The organism is Corynebacterium sp. ACRPE (assembly GCF_022347435.1).
GTDB lineage: Bacteria > Actinomycetota > Actinomycetes > Mycobacteriales > Mycobacteriaceae > Corynebacterium > Corynebacterium tuberculostearicum_D.
Genome location: NZ_JAKRNA010000061.1, coordinates 1 through 1095, shown reverse-complemented (window position 1 = coordinate 1095; position 1095 = coordinate 1). Strand labels below are relative to the sequence as shown.

1 protein-coding gene is annotated in these 1095 nt (G+C 55.7%); it reads left to right on the top strand.

Annotated elements, in window-relative coordinates; genetic code table 11:
* The first annotated feature begins 235 nt into the window (after window positions 1–235).
* A complete protein-coding gene (locus MHY13_RS12100) occupies window positions 236–1087 on the top strand; it encodes a hypothetical protein (protein ID WP_239283246.1) in 852 nt (283 codons plus the stop codon).
* The last annotated feature ends 8 nt before the right edge of the window (window positions 1088–1095 follow it).

Here is a 1095-nt window from a genome sequence, read left to right as displayed (position 1 = left end):
CTTCTTTTCAATCGCATCAATCTTGGCCTTATCGGCCGGATCTCGTCTTGTCACAGTAGTCATTCTGGCTTATCTCCTTATGCGGGATCGGTTCCCACACACAAACCATCAGACACTCTCTATTCGAACATAAACACCCCCACCCAAGGCACATGTCCACCACGCAGGATACTATGAAGGCACTCGTTAGAAATCACATACGAATACTGTTCTTCTCTTCTGGAGTGCCCCGTCCATGACTGCCACACTCACCCAACCCGAACCAGTTACCAGCCTCGACTATCCAGACACCCTCCTCATAGGTGACCACCCCGCAAACGCACACGACACAGATGCCGACCAAGACGTTCCTGAAGCGTTCTACACCACCAACGCACCCGGAAACCACATCGGCAAAGCCGGCACCTACACACGCAAAACCTCCTGGTTCCTCTACCGCGCCATCCTCCCCCAACTAGACGAGGATGTTGACCTCAGCCTCACCAGCCTCGCCAAAGACCTCGGCATCTCCTACCACAAACTCCTAGGCTTCCTGCGCGCCCACTTCCGCATGCGGCAACTACCCCTCGTTACCGAAGTCCAAGGCCAGCACTGGATACTCGACCTGACTAAACTGCGCATCATCGACCGCGAACTCAACCGCCTAGACAACAATCCAGACCACCTCGAAGCCATCGACGCCGCACTCGCAGACTTCCTCACCCCCACCACACCCAACGAAACAGTCCCCACCGATGCGGATCTGCGCCGGTTTATCCGCACCTTCATCGACACCCACCTGCGCCCCGAAGACAAAGAACAACAACCCGAACCACGACTGCGCATCAACTACAACCCGGATAACACCACCACACTAACGCTTACCTGCGATAGCGCCACCGCCACCATCATCGCCCGCCACATCGACGCCTACACCAACCAGACCGCAACCACTGCCGCACAAGGACTCATCGACCTCATTCTCGAAGACACCCTGAGGTTACCCTCAAGTAGTGGACACCCTATTTGTACGGATCTTGTGTCCGTAGGAGAGGATGTTCATTGTGAATCAACAGCGCAAGAAGTACACGCCGGAGTACCGGCGTGAAGCCGCAA

Excerpts from the sequence above, each read along its gene's own strand:
- MHY13_RS12100 (WP_239283246.1), top strand. The coding sequence starts at position 236 with ATGACTGCCACACTCACCCAACCCGAACCAGTTACCAGCCTCGACTAT.